Raw genomic sequence first — 19535 nt, 5'->3', positions numbered from 1 at the left:
GGGCTGGGCATAGTTGGCCGCATGGGGCCGGAAAACCTTTCTCGTCGTGAGCTTCTCGTCCGTGGTGGCGTCACCGCCGCCGCGCTGGCCGTGGCCGGCGCGGGGGTCGCCGAGGCCGAACCGGACGTCCGGCCGGATGCCGGCCACGACGGCGTGGTGCTGCGCGAAGGCACGAACATGTCCGCCGCGCTGTCACCGGACGGCCGGTGGATCGCGGTCGACCTGGTCACCGGGATCTGGGTGCTGCCCGCCGGCGGCGGTCGCGCCCGGCGGCTCACCGGCGACCTGCAGGACGCCACGCTCCCGAGCTGGTCGCCGGACGGCCGCCGGATCGTGTTCCAGTCCTACCGCGACGGCAACTTCCACCTGTACGTCATCGATGCCGCCGGCGGCGCGCCCCGCAAGCTCACCAGCGGGCGGTTCGACCACCGGGAACCCGTGTTCTCGCCGGACGGCACCAAGATCGCCTTCAGCAGCGACCGGGACGGCAGCTACGGCATCCACCTGCTGGACGTCGCCTCCGGAGTGATCAGCACCGTGGTGTCCACCACGGACGAAGAGGCGTCGCCGCGGTGGTCGGCCGATGGCACGAAGATCGTCTACACCGTGAACGACACCGCCATCGACGTCGTCACCCCGGCCACCGGCGCCCGCACGCGCCTGGTCACCGCGACCGGCACCGACAAGCTCTACGGTCCCGCGTTCGGTCCCGGCGGCCGGCCCAGCTACCTGCGGCTGCGGGGTGCCGAAGCGGACCTCATGCTCGGCGACGAGCAGCTGACCAAGGGCGAGGACGTCTTCGGCTTCGCCGCGAACTGGTCCGGGTCCGCCGTGCTCTACACCGCCGACGGGCACATCCGGCGGCGCGAGCGGTCCGGCGCCGTCACGGACATCCCGTTCGAAGCGGGCGTGTCCACGGCACCGCGCGACTACCGAAGGCGGGGTCGTGACCTGGACTCGGCCGCGCCGAAGCCCGTCCGGGGCATCGCCGGTCCGGTGGTTTCCCGGGACGGCAAGCGGATCGCGTTCCGGGCCCTCAACGCGATCTACGTCGTCGCAGCGGGCGGGGGCAAGCCGCAGCAGCTGATCGGCGACGGCTACTTCAACTCCGACCCGGACTTCCACCCGGACGGGACGAAGCTGCTCTACACGAGCGACCGGCTCGGCACCGCCGACCTGTGGCTGCGCGACCTCGGCACCGGCGAGGACACCGTCCTCACCCGGCTGCCGGGCGCCCAGGTCGCGCCGCGGTGGTCGCCGGACGGCGGCCGGGTGGCGTACGCCGACCAGGACGGCGCCACGTGGATCCACGACGTGGCCACGGCCCAGGCCCAGCAGGTGACGCCGCCGCTGTTCATGCCGGGCCGGCCCACCTGGTCGCCCGACGGGTCGGTCCTCGCGCTGGCGGCGGTCAAGCCGTACTCGCGGCGGTACCGCGAAGGCACGAGCCAGATCCTCACGGTCGACCTGAAGACCCACGAACTCCGCTACGCCGAGCCGATGCCGTTCCGTTCGCTCGCCACCCGCGGCGACGACGGTCCACTGTGGTCACCCGACGGCCGGTACCTCGCGTTCACGGTCGAAAGCGTCGCCTGGATCGCCCCGGTCGACGGCACCGGCAAGTTTGTCGGCGCGCCGAGGCAGGTCACCCACGACGTCACCGACTCCCTGGCCTGGCAGGGGAACGACACGCTCGTCTACCTGTCGAAGGGGCAGCTCAAGGCCCAGAAGATCACCGGCGGCGAGCCGCGCACGATCCGGCTCGACTTCACCTGGGCCCGGCCGCGCCCGCCACGCCCGACCGTCATCCACGTCGGCGCGGCGTGGGACGGCGTCGCCCGGACGCTGCGGCGCGACGTCGACATCGTCGTCGACGGCGGCCGGATCGCCGACGTCCGGCCGCACCGGGACGCACCCGGGACGGTCGACGCGCACGACCTGACCGCCATGCCCGGCCTCATCGACATCCACAACCACTGGCACCTGCGCGGCCGGCAGTGGGGCGACCGGCAAGGCAGGCTGTGGCTGTCCTACGGCATCACCACGACCCGCTCGCCCGGCGACCCGGTGTACCAGATGCTGGAGACGCGCGAGGCGCTGGAATCCGGAAGCCGCGTCGGGCCGAGGTACTTCGGCACCGGCGAAGCCATCGACGGCTCCCGGATCTACTACAACTTCATGCGGCCGACCCTGTCGCCCGAGCAGCTGAACCTGGAGCTGTCCCGGGCGGTCGAGCTGAAATACGACATGATCAAGACGTACGTCCGGCTTCCCGTGGCCTACCAGCAGGCGGTCGTCCGGGCCGCGCACCGGGCGGGCATCCCGCTGTCGTCGCACTACCTGTACCCGGCGGCGAACATCGGCATGGACGCGATGGAGCACACCGGGGCCACCAACCGGCTCGGGTATTCGCACACCGTCAGCCGGATCGGCCGGTCCTACCAGGACGCGGTCGAGTTGTTCGTCCGCTCGGGGATGTCGATCACGCCGACGTTGTTCACGTCCAGGGCGCTGTACGCGGACGACAAGTCGCTCGTGACCGACGAGCGCACCGAGGTCCTCTTCCCGCCGTGGGAATACCAGCTGCTCAAGACCACGGCGGACACCGCGGGCAACCCGGAGAACGCGTACCTGAGCCAGGTCCTCGCCGGGAACGTCGACATGGTGCTGCGGATCCACCGGGCGGGCGGGTTCGTGGTCACCGGCACGGACTCGCCGTTGGACAACGTGGCCGTCTCGACCCACCAGAACCTGCGGGCCATGGTCGCCTTCGGGTTCACGCCGTACGAGGCGCTCACCACCGCCACCCGCAACCCGGCGCGGTGGCTGGGGCTCGAGGACCGGATCGGTGTGCTCAAGCGAGGTGCGTACGCCGATCTGTCGCTGGTCAGCGGCAACCCGTTGCAGGACATCAAGGCGGCCGCGAACGTCCGCAGCGTGCTGGTCGGCGGCGTGCTGCGCACGGTCGGCGAGTTGCTGGCGCCCTACCGGAACCAGCCGGGCGCACGGGCGGCCACCGAGGTGGCGCCCGCGGCCCGGTCGGCGGAGAAGCAGCACTGGTGGCACGTTCCGGAGTGGTCGGAACACGTGTGCTGCGCGGGCTGACTACCAGCCTGCGGGGAGGGGACGGCCTTCGGCGAACCCGGCCGCCGACTGGACGCCCAGCACCGCGCGCTCGTGGAACTCCTCGAGGGTCCGCGCACCCGCGTAGGTGCAGGACGAACGCACGCCGGAGCCGATCGAGTCCAGCAGGTCCTCGACGCCCGGGCGCTGCGGGTCCAGCGACATCCGCGACGACGAGATGCCCTCCTCGAACAGCGCCTTGCGTGCGCGGTCGAACGAGTTGTCCGTCCGCGTCCGCGCGCCGACGGCACGCTTCGACGCCATGCCGAACGACTCTTTGTAGGGCCGTCCCTGCTCGTCGAACCGCAGGTCGCCGGGGGATTCGTAGGTGCCGGCGAACCACGAGCCGACCATCGCCGCGGACGCGCCGGCGGCCAGCGCCAGTGCGACGTCACGCGGGTGGCGGACCCCGCCGTCGGCCCAGACGTGCTTGCCCAGCTCGCGCGCGGCGGCCGCGCAGTCGGCGACCGCGGAGAACTGTGGGCGGCCGACGCCGGTCATCATCCGGGTGGTGCACATCGCGCCCGGCCCGACGCCGACCTTGACGACGTCGGCCCCGGCCTGGATCAGGTCGCGCGTGCCCTCGGCCGTGACCACGTTCCCGGCGACCACCGGGACCTGTGGCGACACCGACCGGACGGCCTTCAGCGCGGCGATCATCTTCGCCTGGTGCCCGTGCGCGGTGTCGACGACCAGCACGTCGACGCCCGCCTTCAAGACGGCTTCGGCCTTCGCCGCGACATCGCCGTTGACGCCGACCGCGGCGGCGACGCGCAGCTTGCCCGCGTCGTCGACGGCCGGGGTGTAGATGTCCGCGCGCAGCGACCCGACGGCGGTCAGCACGCCCGCGAGCCGGCCGTCGGCGTCCAGGCCGAGCGCCAGGTTCGCGCCGTGGCTGTGCAGGAGTTCGAAGACCTCACGCGCCGGTGTGGTCAGGGGGACCGCGACGGCCGGCGGTTGCGCGACGTCGGCGAGACGCGCGAAGCGGTCGACGCCCGCGCAGGCCGCTTCGTCGACGATGCCGACCGGGCGGCCTTCGCCGTCCACGACGACGACAGCGCCGTGGGCCCGCTTGTGGACCAGGTTGAGGGCGTCGGCGACGGCGTCACCGCCGGTCAGCACCAGTGGCGTGTCCCACACGGTGTGCCGGCTCTTCACCCAGCCGACGATCTCGGCGACGGCGGCGCTGTCCACATCCTGGGGCAGCACCACCAGGCCACCGCGCCGGGCGACGGTCTCGGCCATCCGGCGGCCGGCGACCGCGGTCATGTTCGCGACCACGATCGGGATCGTCGCGCCGGTGCCGTCCGCGGTGGAGAGGTCGACGTCGAAGCGGGACTCCACGTCGGAACGGTTCGGCAGCAGGAACACGTCGTCGTAGGTCAGGTCGTGGGCAGGCCGGTGGCCGTCGAGGAAACGCACGAGTCCCCAGACTACCTGCCGGACCCGTGGCAGGATCGAGGGCATGAGCCGCCGCGACCGGGACACCGAGGGACGGGCACGCAACGCACGGCCGCGCGACGGCCTCGGCCGGCCGCTGCCGTACGGCGCGGACGGCGTCGAGCGCCAGCCGGAAGGCATCGAGCGCACGCCGGCGCAAACGCTTGCGGAAGCCCAGCGGCTGCTCGACGACGGCAAGCCGTTCCACGCGCACGAAGTCTTCGAGGACGCGTGGAAGACCACCGACGGCCCCGACCGCGAGCTCTGGCGCGGCCTCGCCCAGCTCGCGGTGGGGCTGACGCACGCCGCGCGCGGCAACAACGTCGGTGCGGTGTCCCTGCTGGAGCGGGGCGCGGCGAACATCGAGCCGTTCCGGGACGAGCCGCCCCACGGCATCGACGTCGCCGGCCTGCAGGAGTGGGCGCGCAGCCTGGCCGATGAGGCGAAACAGCGCGTACGGGTGTCGCCGAGCGTGCCGCGGCTGACGTGCTGACGGCGGTCGGTGCCGCGGTCATCGCGGCGGTGGCGTCGCTGGTCGGCGTGACGCTGGGCGCGCTGGTCGAACCGGTGAAGCTCAACGCGGCCCGGCGCGCGAAGCTGCGGCAGGACCGGGCCGACCGCTGTGCCGGGCTGATCGAGGCCGCAACGCGGGCGCGCAAGCACATCATCGACATCAACGTGATCCACCGCCGCCGGGAACTGGGCAAAGAGCTCGAGACCGACGCACAGCGGGAGATCGAGTTCGAAGACGGGTACTACACGGCTCGCACCGACATGCGCGCGTTCTACGGGCTGCTCGTGATGAGCGGGCCGGACGAGCTGGTCGAGCAGGCGAACCTGCTCCGCCGGAAGGAGATGGAGCTCCACCACACCCGGTGGGAGCTCGACGACTCCCGGAAGTTCGACCGGAAGTTCCTGCCCACGCCGGTCCGGGAAGCCAGCGCCGCCTTCGACCGGGCGATCGAGGACTTCGCCCTCGTCGCCCGGAAGCACACCTCCTAAGGCTGGTCCCAGCCGTCCGAAGCCGCCTTCTCGGCACCGATCGTCGTGCCCGCGCCGTGTCCGGTGTGGACCTTCGTCGCCTCCGGGAGCGCGAACAGCTTCTCGCGGATGGAGTGCACGATCGTCGGGTAGTCCGAATAGGACCGTCCGGTGGCGCCGGGGCCGCCGTGGAAGAGCGTGTCGCCGGTGAACAGAACGCCCAGTTCCGCCGCGTACAGGCACACCGCGCCGGGCGCGTGCCCCGGCGTGTGGATGACGCGGAGTTCGGTGCCCGCGACGGTGAGCACCTGGCCGTCGGCCAGTTCGCCGTCCGGGGCGCGGTCCGGGTGCGTGAGGTTCCAGACGACCCGGTCGTCCGGGTGCAGCAGGATCGGCGCGCCGGTGGCGGCGGCGAGTTCCGGGGCGGCGTTGACGTGGTCGTTGTGCGCGTGGGTGCAGACGATCGCGGCCAGTTTCCGCTCACCCACGACGTTTTCGATCGCCTTCGCGTCGTGCGCCGCGTCGATCACGATCACCTCCGCGTCGTCGCCCACGAGCCAGACGTTGTTGTCGACGTCCCAGCTGCCCCCGTCGAGCTGGAAGACACCGGAGGTCACCAGGTTCTGCACGATCGCCGTCATGCGCCCGACCCTAGTGGTCATTCGAGCGGTCCATGACATACCGGCGGTATGCTACCGTCGAGTCACCTTACTGCGAGTAAGTTCGAGAGGTGACGTGATGACCCTCCTGGCGGAGCCGTTGAAGCTGCGGTGCGGCGAGGTGCTGCCGAACCGCCTGGTGAAGTCGGCGCTGAGCGAGCAGCTCGGCGACCGCCGCAACGCGCCGACGCGGGAGCTCTTCGAGCTGTACCGGACCTGGGCCGGCGGTGGTGCGGGCGCGTTGATCACCGGGAACGTCATGGTCGACCCGGCCGCGCTCGGCGAGCCGCGCAACGTGGCCGCAACGCCGGATCCGGCGGTCTACCGGCCGTGGGCCGGCGCGGTCGAGGGCACGGAGGCGCGGCTGTGGGTGCAGCTGAACCACCCCGGCCGGCAGAGCCCGCGGTACCTCTCGCGGCAGCCCGTCGCCCCGTCCGTGGTGCCCTTCGGCAATCGAGGCATCCGTACCGCCTTCGCCGTGCCACGGGCTCTGACCGGCGAAGAGATCGAAGCGATCATCGAGCGCTTCGGCGTCGCGGCGCGCACGTTCGTCGAAGCGGGTTTCAGGGGCGTGCAGATCCACGGCGCCCACGGCTATCTGGTTTCGCAGTTCCTTTCCCCGCTGACCAACCTGCGGACCGACGCCTGGGGCGGCGACGCGGTGCGCCGCCGCCGGTTCCTGCTCGAGGTGGTCCGGCGGGTGCGCGAAGCGGTCGGCGACGCCGTGCCGGTGTCGGTCAAGCTCAACAGCGCGGACTTCCAGCGCGGCGGCTTCACCGAGGACGAGTCCCTGGAGGTCGTGCGCGAACTCGGTGAGGCCGGGCTCGACCTGCTGGAAGTGTCCGGCGGCACCTACGAGAAGGTCGCGATGATGGGCGCGGGGCGCGCGAGCACCCAAGCGCGCGAAGCGTACTTCCTGGACTACGCAGCGAAAGCGCGTGAAGTGTCCGACGTCGCCCTGATGGTCACCGGCGGGTTCGCGACACCGGGCGGAATGGCCGAAGCACTGCGCTCGGGCGAGGTCGACGTGATCGGGCTCGGCCGCCCGCTGGTCGCCGACCCCGGCCTGCCCGCCCGGCTGCTCGCCGGTGAGGACGTCCGCGCCGAGCGGTTGTGCCCCAAGACCGGGATCCGGCTGGCCGACAGCCTCCTGGAGATCCAGTGGCACACCCGGCAGATGCACCGGATCGCCGCGGGCAAGCCGGCCGACCGGCGCGGCGCGCTCCCGACACTGGTGCGGGCGGGCCTCACCGACGGGCTCAACGCGTTCCGCCGCGTCCGCGGTTAGGCGGGTTCGAGCCGCGTGAACCGGCGGTCGTAGAGGAGCGCGGCCGCCGCGAGCGCGGTGAAGAAGAGGCCGATGAAGACGCAGTTCAGCGCGACCTGGCCGTAGCCGAGGGCGCCCGCGTCGACGAACGGGTACGGGTAGAAGCCGGTGACCGCGCCGCGCGGGAGCGTGAAGGCGAGCCAGGCCAGCGGGTAGAGCAGCGACCACCAGACCGTGCGCCACGTCAGGGCCCCGCGCGGGCCGGCCAGGAGCCAGCCGAGCACGAACAGGAACGGCGTCACCTTGTGCAGCATCGTGTCGGCGAAGAACGCGAGGCCGTGCAGGTCGTGCAGGCCGGCCAAGGCGACCTGGTAGACGATGCCGGTCACGATGATGCCGGCCAGCGCGTCCAGCCAGAGGACGGTGAACAGCCGCCCGCGGGCCCGGCCCAGCGCGACCAGGGCCGAGGCGAGCACGACCAGCAGGTTCGAATCGATCGTGAAGAAGCAGAGCAGGTTCGCCACCCGCCCGTCCGGGGCGCTCGCGGTCGTGACGACCTGGGTGACGAGGCCGGCCAGAGCGACCACCGCGGTGACCGCGAACCAGGCGCGGGTGAGCTTCTCGCTGCGCATCGCCGGAGCTTAGCTCCATTGTGGACCCAGTGCGGCCGGACCGGTCACGCCCCGGCGCGGTCCGCACCGGGGCGCCTGGTCGTCACGCCGTGAGAAGCGAGTCCCGGAGCGCGACGAAGGCCTCGTACTCCGCCTTCTGCTCGACCGGCAGCTGGTAGGCGACGGCCAGGAGCTTCGTCACGGACGGGAGGATGCTGAGCCGGAACGTCCGGCCCTCGGTCGTCTTGATGACGAACCGGCCCTGCAGGTCGCGCTTCTTGACCGAGGCCCGGTTGGCGTCGTTGATCGTCAGCGGCGTGCCCGCCGTGACGGTGCCGTTCTTCTCCTCGAGCGGGACGAGGACGAGATCGGTCTGCCCCGGTCTGAAGCCCAGGGCGAAGTTGGCGACCGAGGTGGTCCGGAAGACCAGGTAGTTCTTCTGCCTGATCTCCGCGGCGTACACCTTGGTGTAGCTCGCCCCGTCGGCGACGGCTCCGTCGAAGGCGGCGTGGATGGCCGCCTTCATCTGTTCCTTGCTGACCACTGGTTGCTCCTCCATGACCGCTCGGGAAGTGAGCGGGATCTCTGTGAAGGAGCGCACTCTAGGGATCTTCGCCGCCGGTCGTGGCGGGAAAATTCCCGTCAACCCGCACCGGAAGCGCGTCGAATCGCCGAACGCTTCCGCAGGCCGCGCCGGCACCCTCCACTTTGGTCCGCGGGAACAGCGGGCACCAGCGACTTTCGTCGGTCCTTGCGTCAGCTCCCTTCCGAGCGGTCGCCGTGCAGCAGGCCGCGGACCGTGTCGATCGTGTCCGCTTCGGCCGGGTCCTTGTCCGGGCGGTAGCGGACCACCCGGGCGAACCGCAGCGCCAGACCGCCCGGGTAACGCGTGCTCACCTGCGCGCTGTCCAGCTCGATCTCCACCACGACCTCCGGCCGGACGTACACCGTCCAGTCGTCGCGGTGGGTCTCGATCTCCTGGAACGTCCTGGTCTGCCACGCCAGCAGCTCGTCGGTCATGCCCTTGAACGTCTTGCCCACCATGATCGGCGGGCCGCCGTCCGGGTCGCGGGCGCCCAGGTGCAGGTTCGACAGCGTGCCGGTGCGCCGGCCGTGACCCCACTCCGCCGCCAGCACCACCAGGTCGATCGTGTGCACCGGCTTGACCTTCAGCCACGCCCGCCCCCGCCGCCCGGCCGCGTACGGCGCGGCCAGGTCCTTGACCATCACCCCTTCGTGGCCCGCTTCCATCGCCGCCTCCAGCACGGCGGCTGCGCCCGCGGTGCCCACCTCGCCGGGGATGACGTGCGCCCCGGCGACCTTGCGCAGCGCCGCGTTGCGCTCCGACAGCGGCGCGTCCAGCAGGTCGACGCCGTCGAGGTGCAGGCAGTCGAAGAAGTACGGCCGCAGCAGCAGCGCCTTGACCTGTTCCTCGCGGGTGCTGCCGAACCGGCTCATCGTGTCCTGGAACGGCCGCGGCCGCCCGGCGTCGGTCAGGGCCAGGGTTTCGCCGTCGAGCACGACCGACTCGCAAGGCAACGCCCGCACGAGGTCCACCAGTTCCTGCACGCTGCCGGTGATCTCGCGCAGCGTCCGCGTCCAGACGTGCACCTCGTCGCCCTGGCGGTGCACCTGGATCCGCGCACCGTCCATTTTGTACTCGACGATCGCCTCGGCGTGCTCGGCGACGGCTTCGTCCAGCGACTCCGCCGGTGACGCCAGCATCGGCTTGATCGGCGTGCCGAGCGTGAGCCGGAACTCCGCCAGCGCGGCCGGCCCGCCGGTCATCGCCGCGACCCCGGTGACGCCGAGCTTCCCGGACAGCATGAAGGCCCGCCGCACGTCCTCGGCAGGCACCTCCGACGCGGCCGCGATGGCGTCGACCATCACGCCCTCCAGCGCGCCCTGCCGCAGTTCCCCGGTGACCAGCCGGAACAGGAACTGCTGCTCGTCCTTCGTCAGCCGCTCGAACAACGCCCGCAGCACTTCCTGCCGCCGCGTGTTCGACCCGGTCCCGGCCGCCACGCCCGCGGCCGCGGTCAGCGCCGCGTCCACCTCCAGCACCGAGGCCACCGGCTCGGCCGCGGCGCCGGCGCCCAGGCCGGCCAGGGTGCGCCAGCCCGCACCCAGCCTGTCCTGCGCCGTCTGCCCGGTCAGGTACGCGATCACCGTGGGCAGCTCGGCCATCTCCGCCGCGCGCAGCACCGCGGCCAGGAGGGCGATCTTCGCCTTCCTGGACCGGGTCGCCGCCAGTTCGGCGGACGCGCGGACCAACTCGCTCAGCAACACCCGGACATCATGACCCGGACCACCGACAGTTTCACGCCGGGCGGACGTTTGCCCTGGTCAGCGGGGCCTCGGCGATCCAGCTGGCCAGCAGGCCGAGCGCGCGCTCGCTCTCCGAACCGGGCTCGGCGTGGTAGATCACCAGGCCCTGGTCCGGGTCGTCCGGCAGGCGCAGCGTCTCGTACCGCAGCCGCAGCTCGCCGACCACCGGGTTCATGATCAGCTTCCACCCCCGGGCCTTCTCCTGGACCGCGTGTTCGGCCCACAGCGTCCGGAACTGCGCACTCGCCCGCGAAAGCTCGTCGACCAGCTGGGCGAACTCCGGGTCCCCGGGGTGCCTGCCGCTCTCCGCACGGAGGTTCGCGACGAGTTCGCGGCACACCGCGTCCCACTCCGGGTGCAGCTGCTTCGCGCGTTCGTCGGTGAAGACGAGCTTCGGCATGCTGCGCTCTTCGAGCCGGCCGAAGTCGAACGAGACCGCGCCGCCGAGGGCGTTCCAGGCCAGCACTTCCAGGTACCGCCCGAAGACGAACGCGGGTGCCTGGACGGCGTCCAGCAGCTGCTGCAGCTCGGGCCGGACCCGCTGTGGCGCGCTCTTTTCCCGGCGCTTCGGCGCGGCGAGGTTGCGCAGGTAGGACTCCTCGCCGGCGTCGAGGCGCAGCGCGCCGGCCAGTGCGCCGAGGATCGCGTCGGAGACGTTCTTCGCGCGGCCCTGCTCCAGCCGCGTGTAGTAGTCGACGCTGATCCCGGCCAGCTGCGCCAGTTCCTCGCGGCGCAGCCCCTTGACCCGCCGGTGGGTGACCCCGGGCGGCAGCCCGAGGTCGGCGGGGTCCAGAGCGGCGCGGCGCGCCTTCAAGAAGGCGCCCAGCTCGGCTGCGTCACTCATGCTTCGCGCTTCACTTCCCGCCACGCGCCATGCGCAGCACGTCGAGTGCCTCGTCGAGCTGCTCCTCGGTGAGCTTGCCGTCCCGCACGTACCCGCGCTCGATGACGACTTCGCGGATCGTCTTCAGCTCCTTCAAAGCCTGCTTCGCGACCGCGGCCGCTTCTTCGTAGCCGATGTACTTGTTCAGCGGCGTCACGATCGACGGCGAACCTTCGGCGTAGGTGCGCGTGCGTTCGGCGTTCACCGTGATGCCCGCGAACACCTTGTCCGCCAGCAGCCGCGAAACGGCCGCGATCAACCGCGCCGATTCGAGGACGTTCCGGGCGATCACCGGCAGGTTGACGTTCAGCTGGAAATTGCCCGCCGCGCCCGCGAAAGCGACGGCCGCGTCGTTGCCGATCACCTGCGCGACCACCTGCAGCGTCGCCTCCGGGATCACCGGGTTCACCTTGCCCGGCATGATCGACGAGCCCGGCTGCAGGTCCGGCAGCGCCAGCTCGGCCAGGCCGGTGCGCGGCCCGGAACCCAGCCAGCGCAGGTCGTTGGCGATCTTGTTGAGCGACACGGCGACCGTGCGCAGGTGCCCGGACGTCTCGACGACGCTGTCCTGCGTCGCCTGCGCCTCGAAGTGGTCGCGTGCCTCGGTCAGCGGCAGGCCGGTCACCGAGGCGAGTTCCGCGGCGACGCTGGAACCGAAGCCGTCCGGCGCGTTCAGGCCCGACCCGACGGCCGTGCCGCCGATCGGCAGCTCGCCCAGCCGCGGCAGGCCCGACTTGAGCCGTTCGACGCCGAAGCGGACCTGGGACGCCCAGGCCCCGGCCTCCTGGCCCAGCGTGATCGGCACCGCGTCCATCAGGTGCGTGCGGCCGGATTTCACGACGTCGGCCCACTCCGCGGCGCGCACCTCGATGGTGCCGGCCAGGTGCTCGAGCGCCGGGATGACGTCCTTCACGACGGCCTCGGTCGCGGCGACGTGGATGGTCGTCGGGAAGGTGTCGTTCGACGACTGCGACGCGTTGACGTGGTCGTTCGGGTGGACGTCCCGGCCGAGGGCGCGGGAGGCGAGCGTCGCGATGACCTCGTTGGCGTTCATGTTCGACGACGTCCCGGACCCGGTCTGGAAGACGTCGATCGGGAAGTGCGCGTCGTGGGCGCCGGCGGCGACCTCGTCAGCGGCGGCCGCGATGGCGTCCGCGACGTCGGCGTCGAGCACGCCCAGCTCGAGGTTCACGCGCGCGGCGGCGGCCTTGAGCAGGCCGAGCGCGCGGATCTGGGCGCGCTCCAGGCCCCGGCCGGAGATGGGGAAGTTCTCCACGGCCCGCTGGGTCTGCGCGCGGTAGAGCGCGTCGGCCGGCACGCGGACCTCGCCCATGGTGTCGTGTTCGATCCGGTATTCCTGATCAGCCATGACACCGATTCTGGCCCTCTTCGCGCGTGGCCGCGTGGTGGCGTCGCCCACCCTCGGCGGCGCGCGACGCTAGGATCGGGTGTGTTCTCGATCACCGCCATCCACCACTGGCTGGAGCGAGCATGACTGACGTTGCCGGGGGTCCGTACGACCTCGTGATCATCGGTGCGGGCCCGACGGGCCTGTTCGCCGCGTACTACGCCGGGTTCCGCGGCCTCTCGATGGCGGTGGTCGATTCGCTGCCCGAGCCCGGCGGCCAGGTGACCGCGATGTACCCGGAGAAGATGATCTACGACGTCGGCGGGTTCGCCGAGGTCCGCGGCCGCGATCTCGTCGAGGGCCTGGTGAAGCAGGCCGCGCCGTTCAAGCCGAAGTACCTGCTGGGGCGCAAGGCCGAAAAGCTGGAGCCGGCCGGGGACGGCGTCGAGCTGACCCTCGACGGCGGCGAGACGCTGCGTGCCCGCGCCGTGCTGATCACCGCGGGCATCGGCGAGTTCACCCCGCGCCCGCTGCCGGCCGGCGACGGCTGGCTCGGCCGCGGCATGGTGCACTTCGTCCCCTCGCTGCAGGTGCACGCGGGCCAGCACGTCGTGGTCGTCGGCGGCGGCGACTCGGCGTTCGACTGGATCCTCGCGCTGCACCCGGTCGCGGCGAGCGTGACGCTGGTGCACCGCCGCGCCAAGTTCCGTGCCGCCGAGTCGATCGTCCGGCAGGCACGCGAGCTCGGCACCCGGATCATCACCGACGCCGAAGTCACGCGGTTCGTCGAAGCACCCGACGGCTCGCTCGAAGCCGTCGACGTCTCGATCAAGGGCAGCGGCGACGAGCGGCTCCCGGCCAACGCCGTCGTCGCGGCGCTCGGGTTCACCGCCGACCTCGGCCCGATCGAGAGCTGGGGCCTGGAGATCCACCACCGCGCGATCGCTGTGGACTCGACGATGGCGACCGCGCGTGAACGCGTCTACGCCGCCGGCGATGTCGCCGCGTACCCGGGGAAGGTGAAGCTGATCGCGACCGGCTTCGGCGAGGCCGCGACGGCCGTCAACAACATCGCCGTCGCGCTCGACCCGGACGCCCACCTGTTCCCGGGCCACTCGAGCAACGCCGAGTAGGTCAGGCCTTCGTCTTCTCGGCGATCCAGGGCGCGTAGGCGACGACGGAGGTGTAGATCGACGGCGCCGTCGCGCATTCCGGGTCGTTGTTGCCCGGCCGGCTGGTGACGCCGACGAGCAGCCAGCCGGCGCCGTCGCGCACGATCTCCGGGCCACCGGAGTCGCCGAAGCACGCCCCGGATTTGCCGCCCGGGTTGTCGGTGCACAGCTCGGCCGTGCCGTCGAACCCCGACGTGCACTTCGTGCCTTCGACGATCTTCGTGTCGAGCTGCTGCAACGTCGCCGGGAGCCCGCCGCAGTTCAGCTTCGGGCAGGTCTGGCCCCAGCCGACGATCCGGGTCGCGGTGCCCGGCGACGCGGCCGTCGCGAGCCCGATCGGCGCGGTCGTGACCGGCGCCGTCAGCCGCAGCAGCGCGATGTCGCCCGCCGGGCTCTGGGTGTTGAACGCCGGGTTCACGACGATCCCGGCGACCTGGGCGACCTCGCCGCCCTGCCCCACGTCGTTCGTGCCCGTCCGCGGCGAGATGTCGGCCGGGGCCTTGCCGTACGCGCAGTGCGCGGCCGTGACCACCCAGGTCGGCGCGATCAGCGCGCCCCCGCAGAACAACTTGCCCGACGAGGTGTGCAGCGACACCGCGAACGGGTACGGCTGGTCCGCGGCGACACCCCCGACGATCGCCGGGGCGGCCGCGGCCGTGCCGGGGACCAGGACGGCGAGGATCAGGACCAGCAGGGCCGGCAGTCGCCTGGTCACGGATCTCCTTAGGGCAGCGGGGGCACGACGTCGTCGTCGGGCGCGTCCAGGTGGCCGTCGAAGTTGACCGAGGAGTACGCCCGCAGCTTGTTCAGCCGGTGGTAGCCGTCGATCATTCTGACGGTCCCCGACTTGGACCGCATCACGATGGACTGGGTCGTCGCGCCGCCCTCGCGGTAGTGGACGCCGCGCAGCAGGTCGCCGTCGGTGACGCCGGTGGCGCAGAAGAAGACGTTGTCGCCGCGCACGAGGTCGTCGTTCAGCAGCACGCGGTCGAGGTCGTGCCCGGCGGCGAGAGCCTTCTCGCGCTCGGCGTCGTCCTTCGGCCACAGCCGGCCCTGCAGCTCGCCGCCGAGGCACTTCATCGCGCAGGCCGCGATGATGCCCTCGGGGGTGCCGCCGATGCCGATCAGCATGTCGACGCCGGTGGTCGGGCGGGCCGCGGCGATCGCCCCCGCGACGTCGCCGTCGGAGATGAAGCGGATCCGCGCGCCGGCGTCGCGGATCTCCTTGATGATCTGTTCGTGGCGCGGGCGGTCGAGGACGCACACGGTGACGTCGCCGATGCTGCTGTGCTTCGCCTTGGCGACGCGGCGGATGTTCTCCGCGATCGGGGCGCCGAGCTCCACCTTGCCCGCCGCGTCCGGCCCGACGGCCAGCTTCTCCATGTAGAACACCGCGGACGGGTCGAACATCGCGCCGCGCTCGGCGACCGCCAGCACGGCGAGGGCGTTCGGCATGCCCTTGGCCATCAGCGTGGTGCCGTCGACCGGGTCGACCGCGACGTCGCAGTCCGGCCCGTCGCCGTTGCCGACCTCTTCGCCGTTGAACAGCATGGGCGCTTCGTCCTTCTCGCCCTCGCCGATCACCACGACCCCGCGCATCGACACCGTCGAGACGAGCTGGCGCATCGCGTCGACAGCCGCGCCGTCGCCGCCGATCTTGTCGCCGCGGCCGACCCAGCGGCCGGCGGCCATCGCGGCGGCTTCGGTGACCCGGACCAGCTCCATCGCGAGGTTGCGGTCGGGCGCTTCACGACGACTGTCTGCGGCGGGCATCTGTGCCTCCCGGATTGTGGAACTGGCGGGTAGTCAGTCTGTCAGATACCCGCCGTGATTCCAGATACCGTCGGCATGGCCTAGCTCACTGCTCGGAGTCGTCCTCCACGGACGCCAGAGCAGCCTCGATGCGTTCGCGGGCGCCTTCGAGATGGCGCTCACAGACCTTCGCGAGCTTCTCGCCCTTCTCCCACAACGCGAGCGACTGCTCGAGGGACAGACCGCCGGCCTCGAGCTCGCGGACGACCTCGACGAGGCGGTCGCGCGCCTGCTCGTACCCGAGTTCCTCGCTGGCTGCTTCACTCACGCTCGGTGTTCTCCGACCTTCCGGGCTGACGGGTGGGCGCTGTTCGCGCACACTACCGCGCTGGCCATGGCGTGGTCGTACCCGACGAACGCCAGCGCGAACTCCTGCCCGTCACCCTCCGCGATCGCCTCTTCGAGGTTCTCCTGCGCCCCGGCGACCCGCTTCCGGTGCCCGGCACCCTCGGCGAACCACCAGCGCGAGCCGACCTGCATCGACGTCGCCTCGGACAGCCGCCGCAGCTGCGGCCCCAGGTCGCGGCGGGCGGCGGTGCCGCAGCCGGCGAGCAGGGCCGTCCAGCACTCGGCCGCGGCCCGGTCGGTGCGCACCGCCTGGTCCAGCAGCGGCCGCGCGCCGAGTTTCCTGGCCGCGTCCACGGTGAGCGGGAGGAACGTCACCTTCACCCCGGCTCTCCTTCCGCCACCGCCTTGATCGCGCCGTCACCCACCCGCACGCGCAGCTGGGCACCGGCCTCGACTTCGGAGACGGAGCGGAGTACCTGGAGGTTGCCTTCGGCGTCGATGAACTGCACGACCGCGTACCCGCGGGCCAGCGTCGCCGCCGGCCCGAGCGCGGTGAGCCGGGCCCGCGCGTTCGCGACCTCGGCCTGGTCCTTGGCGAGCAGGCTCAGCATGGCGCGGCGGGCGCGTTCGCGGTGGACGTCGACGTCGTCCTGCCGCCGCTGGACCGGGCCCAGCGGGTCGGCCAGCGCCGGGCGGCTGCGGATCTGGGTGAGCAGCCGCGCCTGCGTGTCGACCCAGCCGTGCAGCGCCCGGCGGCCGCGGTCACGCATCTGCCGGACGCGTTCGGTCTCCTCGCTCAGGTCCGGGACGACCCGTTTGCCGGCGTCGGTCGGCGTCGAACAGCGCAGGTCGGCGACGTAGTCGAGCAGCGGGGTGTCCGGTTCGTGCCCGATGGCACTGACCACCGGCGTGCCCGTGGCCGACACCGCGCGGCAGAGCGCTTCGTCGGAGAACGGCAGCAGGTCCTCGACGCTGCCGCCGCCGCGGGCGATGACGATGACGTCGATGTCGGGGTCCGCGTCGAAGATCCGCAGCGCGCGCATGACCTGCGGCACCGCCTGCGAGCCCTGCACGGCCGTGTTGAGCACCTTGATCCGGACGTGCGGCCACCGCCCCTGCGCGTTGGCCAGGACGTCCCGCTCGGCCGCCGACGCGCGGCCGGTGATCAGCCCGACGCCCTTCGGCAGGAACGGGATCGGCCGCTTGCGTTGGGCCGAGAAGAGGCCTTCGGCGGTCAGCAGCTTCTTCAGGCGTTCGATCCGGGCCAGCAGCTCCCCGATGCCGACCGCGCGGATCTGGTCGGCACGCAGGCTGATCGTGCCGCGGCCGAAGAAGTACGACGGCTTCGCGTGCACGACGACGCTCGCGCCCTCCCGCAGCGGCGGCTCCATCTCGCGGATCAGCCAGTTCGGGCAGGTGACGGACATCGAGACGTCCGCCGAAGGGTCGCGCAGGGTCAAGAACGCGGTCTGCGTGTTGGGCCGGGAACTGACCTGGGTGACCTGGCCCTCGACCCAGACGGTGCCGAGCCGGTGGATCCAGTCGCCGATCTTGCGCGCGACGGTCCGGACCGGCCACGGCGATTCCGCGGTGCTCGTCGGAGCCGGTGCGGACTCGGTGCTCACCGGCCTTCCGCGCCGTCGCCGCCGTCTTCGTCTTCCTTGGCCCGCTCCGCCTTGCGGGCGTTGGCGATCCGGCGGGACAGCATGCCGGTGAACGACGAGCGGTCGGCGTGGGTGCGCTCGTACTCGAGGATGGTCTCGAGCTGATCGATCGAGAGCTGGCGCAGCCGCGCCCGCAGCTGCGGGAGGGTGAGCTGGTCGTAGCCGGTCAGCCCGGCCGGCCCCTCGTACCCCGCGGCGCTGGTCCGCGGCGTTTCGCTCTTGGTCTTCTTGTCGACCTTGGGCGTCCCGGGCTTGGGCTTCTTCGGCGGTTGCTCTTCGCCGGCTTCGCTGTCGTGCTCGCCGTCGGCGTGGTCCTCGGCGAGCGCGCGTTCCTCGGCGGCCCACGGATCGCCGAGCTCCGCTTCGAGCTCGGCCGCCGACGGCACGCGGCCGTTGATCTCCGAACGCGGTTCGGGCACTTCGGCGACCCGGGCGGCGTCCGGCCGCGCGGGCGGGACGTCACCCAGCTCGGCGTCCTCGTCGAACGTCGCCCAGCTCGGCGTGTCTTCGACCGGGCGCAGGCTCGACAGGGCGCTGTCGCCCTTGATCGCCAGCTCGGTGACGTGCTGCTGCACTCGCATGGAGGCCTGCAGCGCCTGGCTGACCACGGTCACCGGGAGCCCGGCCAGCTGCCGGGGAAGTTCGCGAACCCGCTCGGCGGTGGAGACGGCGAGGCCCGCGGCGACCCGGAGGGGGAGCGGGAATGGCTTCATGGGTCCAGCCTGCCGCATGAGCGGCCCTCCTGCCCAACCGGAAGGGCGCAGTGCGTGACCCGTGGCACAACCCGGCAGGGGGACGAAGCTCACCCGAAAGGGACTTCGAGTCCGTCTCGGGGCTGCCCGTACCCTGGGGGGCATGAGTGCAGCGAGTCCCGGAATCGAGCCCGCGGGTACCCCGACGATCACCGGAACCGCTTCCGGCAAGCGGGTGCTGCTCGCCAAACCCCGTGGTTACTGCGCCGGCGTCGACCGCGCGGTGATCGCCGTCGAGAAGGCCCTCGAGGTCTACGGTGCCCCGGTGTACGTCCGCAAGGAGATCGTGCACAACCGGCACGTGGTCGACACGCTGCGCGAGCGCGGCGCGATCTTCGTCGACGAGACGTCCGAGGTGCCCGAGGGCGCGCTCGTGGTGTTCTCCGCCCACGGCGTCTCGCCGATGGTGCACGCGGAGGCGGCCGAGCGGAACCTGCGCACGATCGACGCGACCTGCCCCCTGGTGACGAAGGTGCACAAGGAGGTCAACCGGTTCGCGAACGACGACTACGACATCCTGCTGATCGGCCACGAAGGCCACGAAGAGGTCGAGGGCACCGCCGGCGAGGCACCGGACAAGGTCCAGCTGGTCGACAAGGCCGAGGACGTCGACAAGGTCGAGGTGCGCGACCCGTCGAAGGTGATCTGGCTGTCCCAGACGACGCTGTCGGTGGACGAGACGATGGAACGTGTCGACCAGCTCCGCGAGCGCTTCCCGAACCTGGCGGACCCGCCGAGCGACGACATCTGCTACGCGACGACGAACCGCCAGGTCGCGGTCAAGGCGATGGCCGCCGAGTGCGACCTGGTGCTGGTGGTCGGGTCGACGAACTCGTCCAACTCGAAGCGCCTGGTCGAGGTGGCCCTGAAGGCGGGGGCCCGGGCCTCGTACCTGGTCGACTTCGCGCACGAGGTCGACGAAGCGTGGCTTTCCGGCGTGACGACGGTGGGCGTGACTTCGGGTGCCTCGGTGCCGGACGTGCTGGTCATGGAGCTGCTGGACTGGCTGGCGGAGCGCGGCTACGGCGACGTCGACGAGGTCACGACGGCCAACGAGAAGATCTCGTTCGCGCCGCCGAAGGAACTGCGGAAGGTCTGAGCCGGCTCCGGCGGCGGGTCGCCTTCGCGGCTCGCCGCCGTGTCGTCCCCCCGATCACGCGTGCTGACCTCCCGATCACGCGTGTCGTCCCCCCGATCACGTGTGCTG

19 protein-coding genes are annotated in these 19535 nt (G+C 71.8%); 6 read left to right on the top strand and 13 right to left on the bottom strand.

The window, feature by feature from the left end; all coding sequences use genetic code 11:
* Nucleotides 1-21: 21 nt before the first annotated feature.
* The gene (locus QRY02_RS29860; RefSeq protein ID WP_285986160.1) at nucleotides 22-3105 is read left to right on the top strand and encodes an amidohydrolase family protein; all 3084 of its coding nucleotides are present in this window, start codon (nucleotides 22-24) and stop codon (nucleotides 3103-3105) included.
* Here the strand turns inward: QRY02_RS29860 and guaB1 are convergent, their stop codons facing one another.
* Nucleotides 3106-4545: a GMP reductase gene (guaB1, locus tag QRY02_RS29855; protein ID WP_285986159.1), complete on the bottom strand. Its 1440-nt coding sequence runs from the start codon at nucleotides 4543-4545 to the stop codon at nucleotides 3106-3108.
* 43 nt (nucleotides 4546-4588) lie between these two features.
* Between guaB1 and QRY02_RS29850 the strand changes: the two genes are divergently transcribed.
* Nucleotides 4589-5056, top strand: coding sequence for a DUF309 domain-containing protein (locus QRY02_RS29850; protein ID WP_285986158.1), 468 nt, complete (start codon nucleotides 4589-4591; stop codon nucleotides 5054-5056).
* A complete protein-coding gene (locus QRY02_RS29845; RefSeq protein ID WP_285986157.1) occupies nucleotides 5050-5565 on the top strand; it encodes a hypothetical protein in 516 nt (171 codons plus the stop codon). The genes QRY02_RS29850 and QRY02_RS29845 overlap by 7 nt, the downstream gene beginning before the upstream one ends.
* On the opposite strand, the gene QRY02_RS29840 is transcribed toward QRY02_RS29845, so the two are convergent.
* Nucleotides 5562-6185 carry an MBL fold metallo-hydrolase gene (locus QRY02_RS29840; RefSeq protein WP_285986156.1) on the bottom strand — a complete coding sequence of 208 codons (624 nt, stop codon included), beginning with the start codon at nucleotides 6183-6185 and terminating at the stop codon, nucleotides 5562-5564. The genes QRY02_RS29845 and QRY02_RS29840 overlap by 4 nt on opposite strands.
* A 97-nt stretch (nucleotides 6186-6282) precedes the next feature.
* Here QRY02_RS29840 and QRY02_RS29835 point away from each other — a divergent pair, with 97 nt between their 5' ends.
* Complete coding sequence (locus QRY02_RS29835) at nucleotides 6283-7491, top strand: NADH:flavin oxidoreductase/NADH oxidase family protein (RefSeq protein ID WP_285986155.1); 1209 nt, start codon at nucleotides 6283-6285, stop codon at nucleotides 7489-7491.
* Here the strand turns inward: QRY02_RS29835 and QRY02_RS29830 are convergent.
* The 5 genes from QRY02_RS29830 to QRY02_RS29810 form a co-directional block, all read right to left on the bottom strand.
* Nucleotides 7488-8102: a Pr6Pr family membrane protein gene (locus QRY02_RS29830; protein ID WP_285986154.1), complete on the bottom strand. Its 615-nt coding sequence runs from the start codon at nucleotides 8100-8102 to the stop codon at nucleotides 7488-7490. The genes QRY02_RS29835 and QRY02_RS29830 overlap by 4 nt on opposite strands.
* Before the next feature lie 82 nt (nucleotides 8103-8184).
* Complete coding sequence (locus tag QRY02_RS29825) at nucleotides 8185-8625, bottom strand: hypothetical protein (RefSeq protein WP_285986153.1); 441 nt, start codon at nucleotides 8623-8625, stop codon at nucleotides 8185-8187.
* A gap of 212 nt (nucleotides 8626-8837) precedes the next feature.
* Complete coding sequence (locus QRY02_RS29820; RefSeq protein WP_285986152.1) at nucleotides 8838-10370, bottom strand: ATP-dependent DNA ligase; 1533 nt, start codon at nucleotides 10368-10370, stop codon at nucleotides 8838-8840.
* Nucleotides 10371-10401: 31 nt separating this feature from the next.
* Complete coding sequence (locus QRY02_RS29815; RefSeq protein WP_285986151.1) at nucleotides 10402-11253, bottom strand: helix-turn-helix domain-containing protein; 852 nt, start codon at nucleotides 11251-11253, stop codon at nucleotides 10402-10404.
* 10 nt (nucleotides 11254-11263) lie between these two features.
* Nucleotides 11264-12661 carry a class II fumarate hydratase gene (locus QRY02_RS29810; RefSeq protein WP_285986150.1) on the bottom strand — a complete coding sequence of 466 codons (1398 nt, stop codon included), beginning with the start codon at nucleotides 12659-12661 and terminating at the stop codon, nucleotides 11264-11266.
* 122 nt (nucleotides 12662-12783) lie between these two features.
* Between QRY02_RS29810 and QRY02_RS29805 the strand changes: the two genes are divergently transcribed.
* Nucleotides 12784-13773, top strand: coding sequence for an NAD(P)/FAD-dependent oxidoreductase (locus QRY02_RS29805; RefSeq protein WP_285986149.1), 990 nt, complete (start codon nucleotides 12784-12786; stop codon nucleotides 13771-13773).
* A gap of 1 nt (nucleotide 13774) precedes the next feature.
* On the opposite strand, the gene QRY02_RS29800 is transcribed toward QRY02_RS29805, so the two are convergent.
* From QRY02_RS29800 to QRY02_RS29775, 6 genes are all read right to left on the bottom strand, one after another.
* A complete protein-coding gene (locus QRY02_RS29800; RefSeq protein ID WP_285986148.1) occupies nucleotides 13775-14527 on the bottom strand; it encodes a S1 family peptidase in 753 nt (250 codons plus the stop codon).
* 8 nt (nucleotides 14528-14535) lie between these two features.
* On the bottom strand, nucleotides 14536-15585 hold the full coding sequence (gene glpX, locus QRY02_RS29795) for a class II fructose-bisphosphatase (protein ID WP_285986147.1): 1050 nt from the start codon (nucleotides 15583-15585) through the stop codon (nucleotides 14536-14538).
* Between the two features lie 85 nt (nucleotides 15586-15670).
* Nucleotides 15671-15892: an exodeoxyribonuclease VII small subunit gene (locus tag QRY02_RS29790; protein ID WP_013229792.1), complete on the bottom strand. Its 222-nt coding sequence runs from the start codon at nucleotides 15890-15892 to the stop codon at nucleotides 15671-15673.
* Complete coding sequence (locus tag QRY02_RS29785) at nucleotides 15889-16293, bottom strand: hypothetical protein (protein ID WP_285986146.1); 405 nt, start codon at nucleotides 16291-16293, stop codon at nucleotides 15889-15891. Before QRY02_RS29785 ends, QRY02_RS29790 begins: the two co-directional genes overlap by 4 nt.
* The gene (gene xseA / locus QRY02_RS29780) at nucleotides 16290-17537 is read right to left on the bottom strand and encodes an exodeoxyribonuclease VII large subunit (RefSeq protein ID WP_285986145.1); all 1248 of its coding nucleotides are present in this window, start codon (nucleotides 17535-17537) and stop codon (nucleotides 16290-16292) included. The genes QRY02_RS29785 and xseA overlap by 4 nt, the downstream gene beginning before the upstream one ends.
* Complete coding sequence (locus QRY02_RS29775; protein WP_285986144.1) at nucleotides 17534-18289, bottom strand: lipid droplet-associated protein; 756 nt, start codon at nucleotides 18287-18289, stop codon at nucleotides 17534-17536. The genes xseA and QRY02_RS29775 overlap by 4 nt, the downstream gene beginning before the upstream one ends.
* A 142-nt stretch (nucleotides 18290-18431) precedes the next feature.
* On the opposite strand from QRY02_RS29775, the gene QRY02_RS29770 reads away from it, so the two are divergent.
* A complete protein-coding gene (locus QRY02_RS29770; protein WP_285986143.1) occupies nucleotides 18432-19427 on the top strand; it encodes a 4-hydroxy-3-methylbut-2-enyl diphosphate reductase in 996 nt (331 codons plus the stop codon).
* Nucleotides 19428-19535 lie beyond the last annotated feature (108 nt).

The sequence above is a fragment of the Amycolatopsis sp. DG1A-15b genome (genome assembly GCF_030285645.1).
In the GTDB taxonomy this organism is placed as follows: Bacteria; Actinomycetota; Actinomycetes; order Mycobacteriales; family Pseudonocardiaceae; genus Amycolatopsis.
Note: the sequence above shows the minus strand (reverse complement) of the source record. Positions and strands in the feature narration are given on the sequence as shown.